Origin of the sequence: Roseateles flavus (assembly GCF_039872765.1) — a bacterium.
GTDB lineage: Bacteria > Pseudomonadota > Gammaproteobacteria > Burkholderiales > Burkholderiaceae_C > Roseateles_B > Roseateles_B flavus.
The window spans coordinates 658,926-675,440 of the sequence record NZ_JBDPZC010000001.1 but is presented as its reverse complement, the minus strand read 5'-3'; the positions used below and the strand labels follow the sequence as shown (position 1 = coordinate 675,440).

The following is a 16,515-nucleotide window of genomic DNA, read 5'->3' as shown; positions in this document are numbered from 1 at the left end:
GCGCCGAACCGTCGGCTCAACGTGCATGGAAAGTCGCCGCTGCGCAATTGAAGCGACCGACTCAGGTGACAGCTGTCGCGTTCTGGGGACGGTTCTTCATCTGACGCAGGAAGAAGAACTCGGGCAGGAGTAGACAGGGGGCGCCGTGGAGGGTGCGCGCCCAGGCGCCGTGCTAGCACCACAAGTCAGCGCCCTCTCGATGATGGCGGCAGGACCTTCGGCTCGTGGGAAGGCCCGTCGGGAGCAAGGCATCGCATGCCCGTTCAAGCCAGGGCGAGACCACCCTCAGTCGGCCGCCGCGGGCTCGTTCTCCGTGTGCCGCTCAGGCTCCGTGGTGCGCAGGATTTCGTCCAGCACGGAGGTGGCGTAGTTGCCGGCGGGCAAGGTGAAGCTGAGCACCAGCTGATCGGCCTGCGGCCAGTCCCACGACAGGTCCACCGGGCTCGCCACCAGGGCGCGGCGCTCCTGATCCAGGCCGGCGTGCTCCATGCCGTCGCACAGGGCGGCGTGACGTTCAGCCACGCCCAGCTCCAGCGCCTGCGCCTGATCGGCGGTGCTCACGCGGCCCCGCCCCCAGAGAGGTCCGGTGGGTCGGCCGGCCTCGTCCAACACGTCCCCCGGCAAGGTCTGGCCCCAGAGCCCCTGCTGGATGCGCAGCGCCAGCACCTCATTGAAGACGAAGGAGCGCACCGCCGACAGGTAGATGCCCTTCTTCTTCGGATTGCGCACGCGGATCTCGCGCGCCAGCATGGCTCGGCCCTGCTCGACATTGCCACCGTCGTGGCCGAAGCGCTGCGCGCCGAAGTAGTTGGGCACGCCCTGCATCCTGACGGCCTGCAGATTGGCCTCGATGGCCTCGCGAGCGCCGCTCACCTCACGCAGCACGATGCGGAAGCGGTTGCCCTGCAGATCACCGGGTCGCAGCTTCTTCACGTGCCGGCTCTGACTCAGCACCTTGAACTCCGGATGCTGCAGCTGCGTCAGGTCGAGCACCTCACCCTTGGGCCGGTAGATGCTGAACCACTGACGGGTGACGGCATGGCGGTCCTTGAGGCCGGCATAGCCCACGTCCCATTCCTTCACACCCGCCGCCTCGGCCAGCTGCTGGGCGACGAAGGCCGTGTTGGCGCCGTTCTTCTCGACGTCCAGCCAGATGTGTTCACCCTCGCCGGAGGGCAGCTGCAGCGGCAGCTCCGTCACCATGAAGTCCTCGTTGTGGCGCTTCAGGGTCGCGCTGGCGCCGCTGGCCGGATAGGCATGGGGCCAGGGCGGCAGGGTCGTGTAGTGGGGGTCGGTCATGAGGGGGCTGGCGGCGGCCATGCTTGTTGGGAACAGGTCGCGATTCTCGCCCGGCGGGCCTCCAGGCAGAATCCGGCTGATTGGGGCGAGCCTGGCGTCAGCCGTGCCGGGAAGCCCGCCGTCAAGAATGGAGCAGCATCAATGGCACTGACGAAGAAGGGCGAGTTCTGGTACGGGACGACGTCAGGCGACACCCAAGCCGAGCTGCGCAGCTACAGCATTGCGAATCGCCATGAGGCCGTCCGGTTCGCTGCGTCCAAATGCGCTTGCGGGTGCCGGACCTTCGCGCTGCAGACCGATGAAGAAGCCGGCGTCGCCATCCGCACCTGCACCGACTGCGGGCAGGAACACCTGATGGGCGACAGCGCGGACCACCTTGAAGATGCCGCGCCAGAGACACACGAATGCGTGTGCGAAAACGAGGTGTTCGAACTGATGTCCGGCGTCTCCGTGTACGAGGGCACCCATGACGTGCGCTGGTACTACATCGCCTGCCACTGCGTGGAATGCAATCTGGTCGGGGTCTTCGCGGACTGGAAGTGTGAAGCGGGGGATGCGGCCGCCTTTCTGGCCAAGGTCTGAGCGGACGAACCGGCGGAGATCGGGGTTGCAGCGTCGGGAACTGCAAGGCCCGACGTCAGGGCTTGAGCAATACCTGACCCTCTCACGCTTCAACGCTCAGCTTCAGCACCTCGACGGCACCACGATCACCCCCGCCCCGCGCAGCATGTGCGTTGTGTCATGACGCGGACTGGGCTGCACGGGTAACAGCGAGCGCTGGCGGATTCAACCGGTCATCCCAACACCACCGGCAGCAAACCACCTAAAACGGAGAAGGGGCCATCCGGCCCCTTCTGGTCTCAGTCTCGGCGGACTTCTTTCCTTCATGTGACTCCAACAAATAAAGTCCGTCGGGATCAACGCCCGCAAATCATTGATTCTCAAGAGCGCGCGGAGATCGCGAAAGTCCGTCGGAGAACCTCGATGGATTGAACCTAGTTGCACATCTGCAATTAAAGTCCGTTGGATGTCTGAAGAAAGCTTTGCGACTTTCTGGGGCGGTCTCGTCTTGGGGTGGTCTGCTTTGCAGCGGTTGCCATCCTTCGACTGCGGCATCTACGTGCCGCGCGACGCAGCCTCACTCGCTCCGGCCACCGGGCTCCACCTCGTACCGCACCTCGTGCGCCTCCCAGGGCAGCGGCACTTCCCAGCGGTGCAACATGCGTTCGAGATCCGCTTTCCTGAGCGTGGTGTCGCGGCGAGCATTGCGCTTGAAGAGCGTGTCGCACGGCACCTCGAGATAGACCAGCCGCACGTTGGCGTTGTAGGCGTATAGAAGGTCCAGCGTCTTGTTGCGCATCTGCTCGCTCAAGTGCGTCGCGTTCCAGACGAAGGGTTCCTGTCGGCGCAGTAGTGCCTTCGCCTTGTCGATCGCGCGGTGCGCCGCCAGGCCATCGTTCTCGCCGTGCTTCAGGCCAAGCTCTGCTTTCGCGTCGTCGAATGACACGACTTCGATGCCGCGAGCATGGCGTGCCACCCAGCTGTCCTTGCCCGAGGCCGGCAGGCCGCAGAGCACCGTGACCTGCGATCCCTGAACCTGGAACAGCGGCGTGTCCAGGTGCACCGCCGAGCCACGCGCATACATCAGCCGCGTGTGTGCAGAGGCCGCCGCCCGGGGAGTGCCCCAGCAGCCATCCTCACGCGCCAGTTGCTCAAACAACGCAATGTCGTCCAGACGTGCCTGTTGATCGGCGCAAGCGCGGCCCCGCATGTCGGCGCGAGCCACGCAGATCAAGTCGGGAAGATCCAGGCTCCATGACAGCCTCCGCGCAATGAACTCCGGCGACTCGCCGCGCCGCGAATCGAAGGCGAAGAACGGCACCTGATGCACGGCGACGATGCGGCAGACTGCCTCGCGCAGTTCGGGCGGCACGCCCGCTCGCCAGAGCAGCGCGCGCACGTCGACCGCCCCGCGGCGCGAGTGGCCGGGCTGGCTGATCTCGCCGGTCACCGGATCAACGATCGTGGTTTCCGGCTTGCACAGGTCGTGCAGCAGCGCAGCGAGGAACAGCGTCTCGCGCCGCATCCCGCTGGCCGCTCGGAAATGGTCGCATTCCAGCAGTGCGTCTAACACCATTCGAGTGTGGATGCCGACATTGCCCTCGGCGTGATAGCGCGGGCTCTGGGGCGTGGTCTCAAGCGCGTGCAGGCGTGGGAAGACCTCGCAGCAGGCGGCCCAGTCGTAGCCGACGTTGGCCTCCATGGGGCACAGCGTACGAATCATTTCGTAGTTCATGTTCTTCTCCTTCTCGGGGTGCCTCAGGCGCCTGCTGAAGATTCATACCAGCCGGCGGTGGCCGTCGGCGCGTAGAGATCAGCCTCGGGCATCAGCCCATTGGGGATCACCGGTCGCGTGCTGTGATGCGATCCCGAATCGAGGATGGTCTGGACGAAGTCAGGGCGCACCCACTTGTAGCGGCTCAGCACCTGGCGCTCGTCTTCGACTTTGATGTACAGACCCTCGGACAGGTCCGACTTGTCGGTCTGCTGCCAGGCCAGCGCCAAGTCCAGATCCTGCCGCCGCACGCTTTGCTCGAAGGCACTGCGCCACTGCGCACTCTTCGCCAGGGACGGCCGCACAAGCGCACGCAACGACTTGACGTCGCGCGGCATCCCGCCGGTATGCAGCACCGGAACGCTGACGATGGGCGAGCCCGCAAGTATCTCGTGACGGCGCGGCGTGCTGAGGAACACCTGCTCGACCCGGTCGTAGATGTCGAACTCGCAGAACCAATGCGGCAAGCGGTCGTAGCTGACCGAGTGCTTGGCATACAGCCATTCGCCGTACATCACGTAGCGGTCTTCGAGCAGCGTGAGCAGTCGCGACTCGTGTGCGGAGGCCCAAAGCTTGAACGGCCCGAACTGCCGCTCACGGCCGCCACCGACGAGGTAATGGCCGCGGGACTGCAGCAGCAGTTCGCCACCGCTGGTGAACGAAATGCCGACGTTGGCGCCGTCGAGCTTTTCTTCGACAACGGCATGGCGGCCTGCCAGCGTGGCGAGGCGGACGTGCTCGTAGCCTTCGTCGCCGGGTTGCAGGCGCGAGCCTTCGATGTGCGGAGTCCTGGGGTACTTCAGGATCTCCAGGGATTGGATTTGAGAGTCGACGGATGGCGCCGACCCGATGTGCGCAGACATGGTCGTCTCCTGGTTCGATGAAACGAACCGACGACTGGGCGTGCGCGGTGCTTGGCGGGCTGGGCGTCCGTCGCCTGCATGGCGTGGGCGGGAGGGACGCGGAGAACGGCTGCAGCGGCCGTGCTCATGCTGGGCATGAGACGGATAGCGGTCGACGGCTTAGAGGGCGGCGATGCAGCAGGACACGATCGGCTCCGTGAGGCAAGCGGTGAATGAAGGAGGCGCAGTCTATGGCCGACGCCACGGCTGAGCAAGTCAGAGCGTGTCGCCGTGACAACGCGGCTGCAGCGCACTCAGGGCAACGAACCTGAAGCTTCTAAGGACGAATCCAATCCCACGTGCACTTAGACAGAGCAAAGGTGAATCATCGGAGATGGGCGCATAACGTCAAAAGCAATCGTGCTTTGAGCAATAGGTTAGACCGCAGATTCGGCATGTTTGGGCTGGACTGACTTGCTCGACTTCAACCCGTTCGAGTCCAGTAATCGGACTGACCACGGACTTACGGTCATAGCTCTGGAGAAGCGGAGTCTTGTAGCCCAGGCGGACGAAGCGCTGGTTCTCGGTAGCCACCATGTCTACCGGGAAGAGCAACGCAAGTTCCTCGCCCGATGCGCTTTCGAAGGACATGCCCAGCGAGCCGCCATCGCGACAGATATCGGGGCCAGTTAGGCGCACAACGGTTTCAATCATGCTGCAGATTGAGAGGCCTTGTTGACATCAGTCGCGACCAACCTTCGCGCGGGCGACCTCGAAGTTCCATGCGCGTCGGACCATCGTTCCGAGTGTCTAGGTGGACCTGGAATCACCGAATGGTTGCAGCCCAACGGGTTGCAGGTCAGGTGGATCGTCATCAATTCTTGCCCGGCATTTGAGCGCTGCCCCCAGGCGTCGCTCTGCAATGTTCGCTCCTGACCGCAATGGGTCCCCGAGCCTCTTGGCTGGCACCGATCTCAAGATGTGGGAGCCGTCCGACGGGCTCTATTTGGGCCCGACGGACTTTATTTGTTGGAGTCACATGCCCGCTTACTTTCAGCGTTACTCCACCGTCACACTCTTCGCCAGATTCCGCGGCTTGTCCACGTCCGTGCCACGCGCGCAGGCGGTGTGATAGGCCAGCAGCTGCAGCGGAATCACATGCAGGATGGGGCTCAGGGCGCCGTAGTGCTCGGGCATGCGGATCACGTGCAGGCCCTGCTCGCTCTCGATCCGGGTGTCGCTGTCGGCAAAGACGAAGAGCTCGCCGCCGCGGGCGCGCACTTCCTGCATATTGCTCTTGAGCTTCTCCAGCAGCGCGTCGTTGGGGGCCACGGTGACCACAGGCATCTCGGCCGTCACCAGGGCCAGGGGGCCGTGCTTGAGCTCGCCGGCCGGATAGGCCTCGGCATGGATGTAGCTGATCTCCTTGAGCTTCAGCGCGCCTTCCAGGGCGATGGGGTAGTGCAGGCCGCGACCCAGGAACAGGGCGTTCTCCTTGCGGGCGAACTCCTCGCTCCAGGCGATGACCTGGGGCTCCAGGGCCACCACAGCCTGCACGGCCACGGGCAGGTGGCGCAGGGCCTTGAGGTGCTCGGCCTCCTGGGCCTCGCTCAGATGGCCGCGGGTCTGGGCCAGGGCCAGGGTCAGCAGGAAGAGACCGACCAGCTGCGTGGTGAAGGCCTTGGTCGACGCCACGCCGATTTCGGCGCCGGCACGGGTGATGAAGGCCATCTCGCACTCGCGCACCATGGCGCTGGTGGAAACGTTGCAGACGGTCAGGGTGTGCGTCATGCCCTGCGCACGCGCATGCTTCAGCGCGGCCAGGGTGTCGGCGGTCTCGCCGCTCTGGCTGATGGTGACGACCAGGGTGCGCGGATTGGGCACGCTGTCGCGGTAGCGGTACTCGCTGGCGATCTCCACGCTGGTCGGGATCTTGGCAATGCTCTCCAACCAGTACTTCGCGGTGGAGCCCGCATAGAAGCTGGTGCCGCAGGCCAGGATCAGCACGGAGTCGATCTCCTTGAAGGCGCGGTAGGCACCGTCACCGAAGATCTCGGGGCTGATGCCCGTCACGGCGTCCAGGGTGTTGGCGATGGCCACGGGCTGCTCGAAGATCTCCTTCTGCATGTAGTGGCGATAGGGGCCCAGCTCGGCCGCGCCACTGTGCGCATGCACAGTGCGGACTTCGCGCTGCACGGTCTCGAAGCGCTCACTGTCGGCCAGGCGCTGGGTGATCCAGTAGCGGCCCAGCTGCATGTCCACCACGTCCCCCTCTTCCAGGTAGACGATCTGGTCGGTGACGCCGGCCAGCGCCATGGCATCGGAGGCCAGGAAGAACTCGCCCTGCCCTGCTTCCGTGCCCACGCCCAGCACCAGGGGCGAGCCCTCGCGGGCGCCGACCACGCGGTGCGGCTCGTCGCGGCTGAACACGGCGATGGCGTAGGCCCCCTTGAGTCGCTGCACGGCCTGCTGCACGGCCACCAGCAGGTCGCCCTGGTAGAGGTGGTCGATCAGGTGGGCGATGACCTCGGTGTCGGTCTGGCTGTGGAAGGTGTAGCCGCGGGCCTTGAGCTCGGCGCGCAGCTCATCGTGGTTCTCGATGATGCCGTTGTGGACCAGGGCGATACGGCCGGCCGCGCCCTGTGCGGCATGGGCGCCGTGCGAGAAATGCGGGTGGGCGTTGTGCACCGCCGGCACGCCGTGCGTGGCCCAGCGGGTATGGGCGATGCCGGTGCCGGAGGCGATGCCGTCCTCGGCGGTCTGGCTGTGCAGCTCGGCCACGCGCGAGGTGCTGCGCGCACGGCGCAGCTCGCCGTCCTGGTGCACGGCCACGCCGCAGGAGTCATAGCCGCGGTATTCCAGGCGCTTCAGGCCCTCGATCAGGATGGGGACGATATTGCGCTGCGAAACGGCGCCGACGATGCCACACATGGATGAAACCTCCTCTGGATCAGCCCCATGGGCTGCGATGGGTGCGAATCCTAGGAGGGCATCCTCGGCATGTGCAGTCAAATTTCAAGCCATTTTGGCTATAAATTTCATCCATCAAAAGATAAGATGAAATTGTTCAAAAATCACTCACCAATGAAATCTTGATTCATCTCGACGCCACCGATCACCGCATCCTGGGGGTGCTGCAGGACGACGCCTCGCTCTCCAACCTGGACCTGGCGCGACGGGCGGCCGTGTCGCCGGCCACCTGTCTGCGCCGGGTGAAGCGCCTGCGCGAGCTGGGGGTGATCGAGCAGCAGGTGGCCATCCTCAGCCCGGAGCTCCTGGGCGCAGGCCTCATCGCCATTGTCGAGATCACGCTGGAGCGCCAGACGGCCGAAGCCCTCTCGGCCTTCCAGGCCCTGGCGGTGGCCCGCGCGGAGGTGCAGCAGTGCTACCAGGTGTCGCCCGGGCCGGACTTCGTGCTGGTCATCCAGGTGCCGGACATGGCGGCGTATCACCAGCTGGTCCAGACCTTCTATGGCGCTGACAGCAATGTGCGCAACGTGAAGGCCTTCTTCAGCGTGCACCGGGCGAAGTTCTCGCCGCGCCTGCATCTGCCGGCCGGCTGAGGCCGCACAGCGCGGCGGCGTCGGCGCCCAGCCTGGCCCACAACGAAAAACGGCCCCGAGGGGCCGTTTCGATGCGAGGCGAGCAGGCGCTCAGGCACGCGGGCGGCGGCGCACGGCGCCCAGGCCGAACAGGGCCAGCAGGGCCAGGGCGGCGCTGCCGGGCTCGGGAATGCCCATCTGGGCATTGATCCAGGCGAGGTGCGAGTAGACGGCGGTGGAACCGGACAGGTCACCGTAGCTGGAGCCGTTCTTCTTGGCGGCATCACAGCTCAGGCCGAAGCTCTGGCAGGCCTGCCAGCCCCAGCTGTGCACGCCGGTCAGCAGGAACTGGGTACCGTCCCAGACGAAGTCGCCGCCACCGGAGTCGCCGCCGGCGATCAGGCCTTCATCCGTGCCGTGGCCGGTGTCGCTGCTCCACAGCGAGGTCCCGACGGCGTCTGCCAGGATCTGCAGGGTGTTGTTGCCTTCGGAGCCGCTGTCGAAGTCCGACATATAGGTCATGCCGAACTTGTAGTAGTCGGGGTCGTACCAGCCGGGGATGGCGTCGCCAACGGCCTTGTTGAAGGTCTTGCTGTCGACGTCGATCTTGTTCCAGGCGTAGTGGCCGTACATCCAGTCGTTCCAGTTGGTGGGCGAGTTGACGTCCGCCTTCTGGGTGGTGCCGTAGCCGGCCACCAGGATGTCCTTGCCGATGTCCAGCGTGTTGCTGAGCTTGTAGCCCTTGATGGTGGTGACGGCCTCGTCCAGGCGCAGCAGGGCGATGTCGGCGCCCGTGTCCAGGTCACCGGTCCAGCCGGAATGCACGATGGCATTGCCGACGGCCACGCTGCGCGACACCGTGGAGGCGCCGCCGGCCCAACCGAAGTCGACCTTCATCTTGACGAAGTCGTCGGCGCAGTGAGCGGCCGTCAGCACGTACTGGCCACCCGCCAGCAGGGAGCCGGAGCAGGCGTAGGAGTTGCCGTCCTTGGTCTGGAAGCTGAGCATGGCCACGCCATCCAGGGCGCCGGCGACGCCGTTGAAGCTCTGGCCAGGCAGGAAGCGCCAGTCAGCGGGCGCGCTGGTGTTGCCGGTGAAGGGCACCAGGTCCTTGCCGAAGTTCGTGATGGCGGTGCTGGCCTGGGCCGAAGACAGGGCACCGGCGCTCAGCAGCGCCAGCGCCAGAGAAGACAAGACTTTCATTGAATTTCCCTCGTTGAACTGCGCGCCCGGGGCACTGCCGGATGGCTTGGACTGCCGTGACGAAGTTCACGGATTTGCCATCTTTGGGCGCGAGGTCGGAGGTATACCTCGAAGCGTCTTGTCCCCTCTATAGGGCACACCCTGAGAAGCCCTGTTTCATCGCTTCAGCAGCAACAGTCCCTTCAGGTACTCCCCTTCCGGGAAGCAGATGGTCTGCGGATGGTCCGGTGTGGCGCCCACGCGGTCCAGGATGAAGCCATCCACCCCTGCATCCATGCCCGCCCCCGCCACGATCTTGTGGAAGAGCTCGGGCCCCACCCCGCCGGAGCAGGAGAAGGTGAAGAGCACGCCACCGGGCTCCAGCAGCTTGAAGGCCAGGCGGTTGATGTCCTTGTAGGCGCGGGCGGCGCGCTCGGCATGAGCGGCGGTGGGCGCGAACTTGGGCGGGTCCAGCACGATGGCGTCGAAGGTCCGGCCTTGCTTGATGAAGTCGCGCAGGGTCTGGTTGACGTCGGCGTCCAGAGCCGTATGGCGGGCGGGGTCGAAGCCGTTGAGCGTCACGTGGGCATTGGCACGGGCCAGGGCCGGGCCGGAGGAGTCCACGCTGGTCACCTCGGCCGCGCCGCCAGCCAGCGCCGCCACCGAGAAGCCGCCGGTGTAGCAGTAGCAGTTCAGCACGCGCTGCAGGCCGTACTGGCGTACGGTCTCGGCGAACTTCTTGCGGTTGTCACGCTGGTCCAGGTAGTAGCCGGTCTTGTGGCCTTCCTGAACGTCCAGTGTGAGCTTCCATTCATGCTCCTCGATGGTCAGCTCGGTGTGGCCGTCGCCACGCAGCCAGCCGGTCACGGGCGGCAGGCCTTCCAGCTGGCGCACCCCGGAATCCGAGCGTTCGTAGAGGCGGCTCAGGCCGGTGGCGGCTACCAGGCTGTCGGCGATGGTCTGCTTCCAGCGTTCGGTGCCGGCGGAGAGGAACTGGGCGACGAGGGTGTCGTCGTAGCGATCGACGATCAGCCCCGGCAGGCCATCGGCCTCGCCATGGATCAGTCGCCGGGCGTTGGAGACGATGGGCATGCGCTCGCGCACGGCGATGGCACGGCGCACACGGCGGTCGAAGAATTCGGCGTCGACGCGCTCGGACTCGTCGAAGCTCCACGCCCGCACCCGGATCATGGAGCTGGGGCTGAAGGACGCCCAGCACAGGAATTGCCCGCTGTCGGACTCCACCCGCACGGTTTCACCGGCGTCGGCCTTGCCCTTTTCCACGGAACCCTGGAAGACCCAGGGATGACGGCGCAGCAGCGAACGCTCCTTGCCGGCTCTCAGACGAATGACTTTCATGGCGCGTATTGTCGCGCCTGCTCGACTGCGCCTTACAGAGTCCCCCAGGCATAGCCCAGTGCCAGGTTGAGCTGCGTGCTGCCCTCGCCGCGACCCCGCAGGTCCTGCCACTTGCCGAGGCCGATCCGCACCCGCAGCGGCTTGTAGTCTTCCTGACCCTGCCATTGCAGCCAGGCTTCGGACTGGCGCAGGGCGCCGCCCCCCAGGCCCACGCCGCCGCCGCCGCCAGCCCCGATCAGCATCTCACCGCCGACACGCCAGCCGCTGCCCATGAGCAGGTCGCTGCGCAGGCCCAGGCCGAACAGCCCATAGGCATAGGCGCCGGCCTTGCCCTGGACGGCGGCCCCTGCTGCAGCGGCCGCATAGACATGCTGCCCCAGCGCTCGCGTCACCAGCAGGCCCTGCTGCGTCATGCCTTCCCGGCTGCCATCCTTGAACTGGACATCGCGGACGCGCTGCACCGAGGCAAAGAGCGTCTGCTCACGGACGGCGCCCTGCAGCATGGCATCGGGCTCCCCGCGCCGAGCCATGGGCTCCAGCGGCATGGACAGGCTCGCGCGGACGAAGGGCGCCGAGAAGGCGCCGCGGGACCACACCTTGCCCGCCTCGACCCGCAGGGCCGGCCCCCACGGGCTCTGCCAGCGCAGATTGGGGCCTGCCCGCCAGATCCAGCCGCTGCCGGTGGCCATGTCGCCGCCGCCGGCCAGGCCCAGCGCCACATGGCCGCCGACCCGCAGCCCCGTGTGTCCCAGCGCCCAGTCCTGCCCGGCCGTGCCAAGCACTTCCATGTAGCCGTCGATCCCGCCCTTGGCCGCGCCACTGGCTTCCAGCCCCAGCCAGGATCCGGGGGTGAAGTACTGCCGCAAATCTGCGCCCACGAGGCCCAGCCGCGAGTCCAGGGCCCGCCCGGAGCGGCTCTTCTGGCCGGCGGAAGGGCTGTAGACCGTGCTGCTGAGGGATACCTCATCGAAACCCAGGCCCGAGCGCATGCCCATGGCGCCGGTGCCGCCTTCACCGGTGGCGTCGAAGCCGTCGAACAGGCCCATGCGGCCAAAGGAGAGGCTGATCTGGCTGCCCCGCAGATTGCCGCTGGTGAAACGCAGGTGGGACACCCCCGCGCCCACATACCAGCGGCCGAATTCAGTGCGCACCGAGAGCTCCGGTCGCAGCATGAGGCCGCCGCCGAAACGGACGATGTCCGAGGAGCGTCCGCCGCCGCCGCCGGCGAAAAGGCTGGCCGCCAGATGGGTGTTCGAGCCCAGGCGCCAACGGCGCTGGCCCGTCACGCCAAAGACGAAGAGCCCGCCGAAGTCGCCCTTTGCGGCGCCATAGACGGTGGGGCCCAGCCCCCAGTCTTCATTGACGGCCAGCATGGCCGAGCCGCCGAGCAGGGTGATCGGCGAGCCGTCCGACGCCTTCAGCGAGGTCCAGTTGAACTCCCAGGCCACGGGCCTCGACAGGGCCGGGCGCAGCAGAGGCTCGCCCGCACGGGGCTCCGCGGCCAGCGCGCCGGGCAGTGCCATGGGCAAGGCCCCCATCAGGCCGGCAGCGGTCAGGGCACAGAAAAGCGGACGCGGTTTGAGCATGGTCTTGCAGGAGCTGGATCACAGGGGAAGGGCCCCGTCGGCAGCCCGGGCGGCGGGCGGGGCGGCCCGTTCAACGCTTGCGCGCCCGGGGGTGGGCGGCATCATAGACCTTGGCCAGGTGCTGGAAGTCCAGCTTGGTATAGACCTGGGTGGTGCTGATGTTGGCGTGGCCCAGCAGGTCCTGCACCGCGCGCAGGTCCCCGCTGGACTGCAGGACGTGGGAGGCGAAGGAATGCCGCAGCATGTGCGGGTGCACGTGGCTGGGCGACCCTGCCGCCAGGGCACGCCGGCCCAGGCGCTGGCGCACCTGGGTGGCCCCCATGCGCCCCCCGCGCGGGCCGATGAAGAGGGCCGTCTCGGTGCTGCCGGCGGCCAGCCATTCCCCGCGGCACAGCAGCCAGCCGCGCACAGCCGCGAGCGCGGCGCTGCCAATGGGCACGATGCGCTGCTTGCTGCCCTTGCCCAGCACATGCGCCTCGGCGCCGTCCAGGTCCAGCCAGCCGCGGGCGCTCGCGCCCGGCACCACGTCCAGGCCCACCAGCTCGCCGACGCGCAGACCGCAGCTGTAGAGCAGCTCCACGAGGGCCGTGTCACAGGCCTCGCGCACCGGGTCCGCGGACTCATCGCGGTAGGACGCCAGCTGCACCGCGTCATCCACCGCCAGGGCCTTGGGCAGCAGCTTGCTGCCCTTGGGGGCGCGCAGGCCGTCCACCGGGTTGAGTTCGACCAGGCCCTGGCGGCCCATCCAGCGGTACCAGCTGCGCCAGGCCGACATCATCAGGGCCAGGCTGCGCGGGGACAGGTCTTGCCCATGCAGACGCGCGACCCAGCGTCGCACCTGCTGGACGCTGACGCGCTCCAACGCCACCCCCGCCTCATCGGCCAGCTGGCACAGGCGGCGCAGGGCCTGTTCGTAAAGGACCAGCGTGCGCAGCGCCAGCCGGCGCTCCACGCGAAGGTGTTCCAGGTAGCGCTGCTGCGTCAGCGGCAGCGGCACCGGCGCTGGAGGTTCAGGCGCCGGCCTGTCCATCCGGCAGCAGCCGCGTCAGGGCAGCGCCGGCGAGCTCGCCGATGCGCTGCAGGAACTCGGTGCCCATTTCGGCCGTGTAGCGCGTCGGGTCTGGCGAGCCCAGCAGCAGCAGGCCGAAGGGTTCGGCGGCGAGGCCACGGCGCAGAGGGATCAGGGCCAGCGAGGCGATGGCCGCCTCGTCGCCCAGCCAGCGCACGGCCTCGAAACCGCTGTTCACGCCGCAATAGGGCTGGGCCAGGCTGGCGGCAAAGCTGCGCAGGTCCTCGGTGACGGGCTGGGCGTAGTCGGCCGCGGCATGGGCGGCGTCCAGGCCCCACAGCCGCAGGCCCGCGGCGGGAATCAGGAAGTGATGACGCAGCTCGCGCAGCAGCACCTCGGGCAGGGCGGCCGCGTCTGCCGTGAGCATCAGGCTCAGGGTCCAGGCGTGCAGGCGGTCGGCAATGGCAACGTTCTCCTGGCCGTTGCGGATCATCTCGATGAGCTTGTGCTCCAGCCCCTTGATCTTCTCGCGCAGCATCTCGGCCTGGCGCTCCTGCAGGCTCACCGCCCGCTGACCGTGCGGATGGCTCAGCTGCACGCTGGCCAGCAGCTCGGCGTGGCGCTGGAAGAAGCCGGGGTTGCGCAGCAGGTACTGGGCGAGGTCCTGCTCGGTCAGGCCCTGCGGGGCGTCGTCTTGGGTGCTCACAGCGAGATCTCTCCTTCAAACACGGTCTCGGCCGGGCCGGTCATCCAGACCGGGGCCTGCGGGCCCTGGCTCAGGCCGGCCCATTCGATGCGCAGCTGGCCGCCGCGCGTCTGCACTTCCACGGCTTCGTCCAGCCAGCCCAGGCGGATGCCGGCCACCACGGCCGCGCAGGCGCCGGTGCCGCAGGTCAGCGTCTCGCCCGCATCGCGCTCATAGACGCGCAACTTCACATGGCCGCGGTCGATGACCTGCAGGAAGCCGGCGTTGACGCGGCGCGCGAAGGCGACATGGCCCTCGACCTGCGGGCCGCGCTGGGACACGGGGGCGTGGTCGACGTCTGCCACGCGCTGCACCGCATGAGGATTGCCCATGGACAGGACGGCCACCTCGCAGGCGTCGCCGTCGGCCAAGGGCAGGGACCACAGCTCGCCCTGCCCTTCCTTGCGCGCCACAAGGCCCGCGGGGTCGAAGGGCAGCGAGGGGTGGTCGAAGGCCGGTGCCCCCATGTCCACGCTGACCCGGCCGTCGTCGCGCAGATGCAGCTCGAGCAGCCGGTTGACGGTGCGCACCTTGACGCTGCGCTTGTCGGACAGGCCCTTCTCGGACACGTAGCGCACGAAGCAGCGTGCGCCATTGCCGCAGTGCTCGACCTCGTCGCCGGTGTTGTTGAAGATGCGGTAGCGGAAGTCCACGCCGGGCTCATTGCTGGACTCGATCACCAGGATCTGATCGCAGCCCACGCCGAAGCGGCGGTCGCCCAGGTGGCGGATCTGCTCGGGGCTCAGGCCCAGGGGCTCGCGGGTGGCGTCGATGACCACGAAGTCATTGCCGGCGCCCTGCATCTTGGTGAATCGCAGCTTCATGCGGCCATTATCAGGCGTCAGTAGACGGGCGGCTCGCCGGCCGGGCGCGTCTTGAAGCGCTTGTGGACCCAGAAGTACTGGGCCGGATGGCGCCGCACGCGGGCCTCCAGCCAGGCATTGACGGTGTGCGCGTCCGCCAGCGGGTCCTCGCTCGGGTAGCCCGGGATGGGCTCGCAGGCCTCGACCTCATAGCCCTGCCCGCCCGGCAACATGGTCACCACCAGGGGCTGCACCACCATGCCCTGGCTGGCCGCCATGCGGGCCGGGGCGAGCAGTGTGCAGGCCGGCACGCCGAAGAAGGGCACGAAGGCGGAGTCCTTCTCGCCATGGTCCAGGTCGGGGGCATTGAGGAAGGCATAGCCCTGCTTGATCAGGCGCAGCACGGGGCGGATGCCGTCATGCCGGTCGACGAAGGCCGTGGTCCCGAAGCGCGAGCGCCCGGCCAGGATGCGGGCGTCAAGCACGGCGTTGCTCTGCGGCTGGTAGACGTCCACGCCGGGCCGCTTCTGGTTGAGCATCAGGGCCGGGCCCACCCATTCCAGGCCCACGAAATGCGGCAGCAGCCACATCATGGCACCGGGGGTCTGCTCGGCCAGGCGGATGTTGCCCTTGATGCGGATCAGCCGCTGCAGGCGCTCGGGCGAGGCGAACCACAGCAGGCCGCGCTCCAGCAGGCTGCGCCCCACCATGGCGAAGTGCTCGCGGGCCAGGGCCTCGCGCTCGGCCGCCGCCAGCTCGGGAAAGCACAGCTCCAGGTTCTTGAGGGCGATGCGACGCCGGCTCCCGGCCAGCCACCACAGCAGCCGGCCCAGGCCGCGGCCCAGGGCGGCCAGCAAGCCCAGCGGCAGGAAATGCAGCAGCCACAGCAGGCCGATCAGCAGGCGCGCACTCATTCGAGCCCGCCTTCGCGGGGCGACTTGTAGCGGTTGTAGCCCCAGAGGTATTGGTCGGGCGCTTCCAGGATCAAGGCTTGCATGGACTGGTTGATGAGCTCGGCCGCGCATTCTGGACTGGAATCGGCCGGGATTTGCGGACCGGGTCGCACATGCACCACATAGCCTCGCCCCCAGGAGAGACGCTCACCCCAGGCCAGCAGCACGCTGGCGCCGGTCTGCAGGGCCAGACGCTGGGCGAGGGTCATGGTGTAGGCCGGCTTGCCGAAGAAGGGCGCCCAGACGCCCTGTCCCAGCGGCGGCACCTGGTCCGGCAGCAGGCCCACGGTCTGGCCCTGGCGCAGGGCGCGCAGCATCTGGCGCACGCCGGACAGCGTGGCCGGCGCCGCCTCCAGGCCCGGCCGCTGGCGCGAGGCCGCGACGATGCCGCGCATCCAGGCCTTGCGCGCTGGGCGGTAGAGCACGGTGATGGCGCCGTGGCTGGCAGCGAACTGCTCGGCATAGGCCTGGGCCGTGACCTCGAAGCAGCCCATGTGCGGCGTGAGGAAGAGCAGGCCGCGGCCCGGCGGCAGGGCACGGATGTGCTCATCGCCCTCCCATCGCACACGGGTGCCCAGTGGGCGATCCGCGGGCCGCAGCCACAGCCACGGCAGCTCGGCGAGCATGCGACCCGCCTCCGCCACCGCGCCCATGCCCTGCCAGCCCCGCAGGCCCGCCAGCGCCCGGTGCTCGCGGATGCGGCGGCGGTAGGACGGGCTCAGCAGCCAGCTGAGCCAGCCCACGCAGGCGCCCAGGCCGTGCAAAAACCACAGGGGACACCGAGACAGCAAGCGCAGCAGGAGCATGTTTCTATAATGAACAGATCGCCGAGTTAACTTGGACAACTTGCGGGGCGATGC

Annotated in this window: 15 protein-coding genes; 2 read left to right on the top strand and 13 right to left on the bottom strand. The window is 67.6% G+C overall.

From position 1 onward, the window contains the following. Positions 1–285: 285 nt before the first annotated feature. Positions 286–1,299, bottom strand: a complete 1,014-nt coding sequence (truD, locus tag ABDJ40_RS03055) for a tRNA pseudouridine(13) synthase TruD (protein ID WP_347605898.1) — start codon at positions 1,297–1,299, stop codon at positions 286–288. A 141-nt stretch (positions 1,300–1,440) separates the two neighbouring features. On the opposite strand from truD, the gene ABDJ40_RS03050 reads away from it, so the two are divergent. Next, on the top strand, positions 1,441–1,881 hold the full coding sequence (locus tag ABDJ40_RS03050) for a hypothetical protein (protein WP_347605895.1): 441 nt from the start codon (positions 1,441–1,443) through the stop codon (positions 1,879–1,881). A 556-nt stretch (positions 1,882–2,437) separates the two neighbouring features. On the opposite strand, the gene ABDJ40_RS03045 is transcribed toward ABDJ40_RS03050, so the two are convergent. The 4 genes from ABDJ40_RS03045 to glmS form a co-directional block, all read right to left on the bottom strand. Then, positions 2,438–3,595 (bottom strand): AAA family ATPase, encoded by a 1,158-nt coding sequence (locus ABDJ40_RS03045; RefSeq protein WP_347605892.1) that lies wholly within the window; start codon positions 3,593–3,595, stop codon positions 2,438–2,440. A 23-nt stretch (positions 3,596–3,618) separates the two neighbouring features. Continuing rightward, a complete protein-coding gene (locus ABDJ40_RS03040; RefSeq protein ID WP_347605889.1) occupies positions 3,619–4,497 on the bottom strand; it encodes an RNA ligase family protein in 879 nt (292 codons plus the stop codon). 387 nt (positions 4,498–4,884) lie between these two features. Continuing rightward, complete coding sequence (locus tag ABDJ40_RS03035; protein ID WP_347605886.1) at positions 4,885–5,190, bottom strand: hypothetical protein; 306 nt, start codon at positions 5,188–5,190, stop codon at positions 4,885–4,887. A gap of 345 nt (positions 5,191–5,535) precedes the next feature. Beyond that, complete coding sequence (gene glmS, locus ABDJ40_RS03030) at positions 5,536–7,407, bottom strand: glutamine--fructose-6-phosphate transaminase (isomerizing) (protein ID WP_347605883.1); 1,872 nt, start codon at positions 7,405–7,407, stop codon at positions 5,536–5,538. A 164-nt stretch (positions 7,408–7,571) separates the two neighbouring features. On the opposite strand from glmS, the gene ABDJ40_RS03025 reads away from it, so the two are divergent. Next, positions 7,572–8,039: an Lrp/AsnC family transcriptional regulator gene (locus ABDJ40_RS03025; protein ID WP_347607343.1), complete on the top strand. Its 468-nt coding sequence runs from the start codon at positions 7,572–7,574 to the stop codon at positions 8,037–8,039. A 90-nt stretch (positions 8,040–8,129) separates the two neighbouring features. Here ABDJ40_RS03025 and ABDJ40_RS03020 read toward each other — a convergent pair whose 3' ends face one another. The 8 genes from ABDJ40_RS03020 to ABDJ40_RS02985 all read right to left on the bottom strand — a co-directional run bounded on the left by ABDJ40_RS03020 (position 8,130) and on the right by ABDJ40_RS02985 (position 16,461). Next, positions 8,130–9,221, bottom strand: coding sequence for a trypsin-like serine protease (locus ABDJ40_RS03020; RefSeq protein WP_347605880.1), 1,092 nt, complete (start codon positions 9,219–9,221; stop codon positions 8,130–8,132). Between the two features lie 156 nt (positions 9,222–9,377). Continuing rightward, complete coding sequence (locus tag ABDJ40_RS03015) at positions 9,378–10,559, bottom strand: class I SAM-dependent rRNA methyltransferase (protein WP_269631929.1); 1,182 nt, start codon at positions 10,557–10,559, stop codon at positions 9,378–9,380. Between the two features lie 32 nt (positions 10,560–10,591). Continuing rightward, complete coding sequence (locus ABDJ40_RS03010) at positions 10,592–12,082, bottom strand: hypothetical protein (RefSeq protein ID WP_347605876.1); 1,491 nt, start codon at positions 12,080–12,082, stop codon at positions 10,592–10,594. Positions 12,083–12,215: 133 nt separating this feature from the next. Beyond that, a complete protein-coding gene (locus ABDJ40_RS03005) occupies positions 12,216–13,175 on the bottom strand; it encodes a tyrosine recombinase XerC (protein WP_347605873.1) in 960 nt (319 codons plus the stop codon). Then, positions 13,156–13,860 carry a DUF484 family protein gene (locus ABDJ40_RS03000; RefSeq protein ID WP_347605870.1) on the bottom strand — a complete coding sequence of 235 codons (705 nt, stop codon included), beginning with the start codon at positions 13,858–13,860 and terminating at the stop codon, positions 13,156–13,158. Before ABDJ40_RS03000 ends, ABDJ40_RS03005 begins: the two co-directional genes overlap by 20 nt. Beyond that, positions 13,857–14,723, bottom strand: coding sequence for a diaminopimelate epimerase (dapF, locus tag ABDJ40_RS02995; protein ID WP_347605867.1), 867 nt, complete (start codon positions 14,721–14,723; stop codon positions 13,857–13,859). Before dapF ends, ABDJ40_RS03000 begins: the two co-directional genes overlap by 4 nt. A gap of 17 nt (positions 14,724–14,740) precedes the next feature. After that, entirely contained in the window at positions 14,741–15,616 is an 876-nt protein-coding gene (locus tag ABDJ40_RS02990; RefSeq protein WP_347605864.1) for an LpxL/LpxP family acyltransferase, read from the bottom strand. Then, positions 15,613–16,461, bottom strand: a complete 849-nt coding sequence (locus tag ABDJ40_RS02985; protein WP_347605861.1) for a lysophospholipid acyltransferase family protein — start codon at positions 16,459–16,461, stop codon at positions 15,613–15,615. The genes ABDJ40_RS02990 and ABDJ40_RS02985 overlap by 4 nt, the downstream gene beginning before the upstream one ends. Between the last annotated feature and the right edge of the window lie 54 nt (positions 16,462–16,515).